Origin of the sequence: Sphingomonas sp. 66-10 (assembly GCF_001897045.1) — a bacterium.
Classification (GTDB): domain Bacteria; phylum Pseudomonadota; class Alphaproteobacteria; order Sphingomonadales; family Sphingomonadaceae; genus Sphingomonas; species Sphingomonas lycopersici.
Map to the genome: position 1 here is coordinate 1 of NZ_MKRR01000107.1, position 1,161 is coordinate 1,161.

Here is a 1,161-nt window from a genome sequence, read left to right on the forward strand (position 1 = left end):
ATCCCGACCGAGGAAATCTTCGGCCGCTATTCGGCCAAGGACCTGATCGACGAATCGACCGGCCGCATCTGGATCGAGGCGGGCGACGAAGTCAGCCCCGAGAACCTCGAAGTGCTCGACAAGGCGGGCGTCGACCGGCTCGAACTGCTCGACATCGACCACGTCAACACCGGCCCGTGGATCCGCAACACGATGAAGGCCGACAAGGCCGAGGACCGCGACCAGGCGCTGGCCGACATCTATCGCGTGATGCGCCCCGGCGAACCGCCGACGCGCGAAACCGCCGAAGCGCTGTTCGACGGCCTGTTCTTCGACGCCGACCGCTACGACCTTTCGGCTGTGGGCCGCGTCAAGCTCAACATGCGCCTCGGCCTCGACTGCCCGGATACGGTCACCACCCTGCGCACCGACGATATCCTCGCGGTGGTCAAGGAACTGGTGAACCTGAAGGACGGCAAGGGCGAAGTCGACGACATCGACAACCTCGGCAACCGCCGCGTGCGTTCGGTGGGCGAGCTGCTGGAGAACCAGTACCGCGTCGGCCTGCTGCGCATGGAACGCGCGGTGAAGGAGCGCATGTCGTCGGTCGACGTGTCGACGGTCATGCCGAACGACCTGATCAACGCCAAGCCGGCGGTGGCCGCGGTGCGCGAGTTCTTTGGTTCGTCGCAGCTGTCGCAGTTCATGGACCAGACCAACCCGCTGTCCGAAGTGACGCACAAGCGCCGCGTTTCGGCGCTCGGGCCGGGCGGTCTTACCCGCGAACGCGCGGGCTTCGAGGTCCGCGACGTTCACCCGACGCACTATGGCCGCATCTGCCCGATCGAAACGCCGGAAGGCCCGAACATCGGTCTGATCAACTCGCTGTCCACCTTCGCCCGCGTTAACAAGTACGGCTTCATCGAAACGCCGTACCGCAAGGTCGTGGACGGCAAGGTGACCAAGGAGGTCGTGTACCTCTCGGCCATGGAAGAGCAGAAGCACACCGTGGCGCAGGCTTCGGCCGAAACCACGGCGGACGGCTCGTTCGTCGAGGAACTCGTCTCGGCGCGCCAGAACGGCGAATTCGTGATGGCCCCGCGCGACACGATCACGCTGATGGACGTCAGCCCCAAGCAGCTCGTCTCGGTGGCCGCCTCGCTCATTCCGTTCCTGGAAAAC

The 1,161-nt window shown here is 65.2% G+C and carries 1 protein-coding gene; it reads left to right on the forward strand.

What is annotated here, in order from left to right:
- On the forward strand, positions 1-1,161 hold a 1,161-nt coding region (locus BGN95_RS10520), incomplete at both ends, for an RNA polymerDNA-directed RNA polymerase subunit B (RefSeq protein ID WP_502688279.1).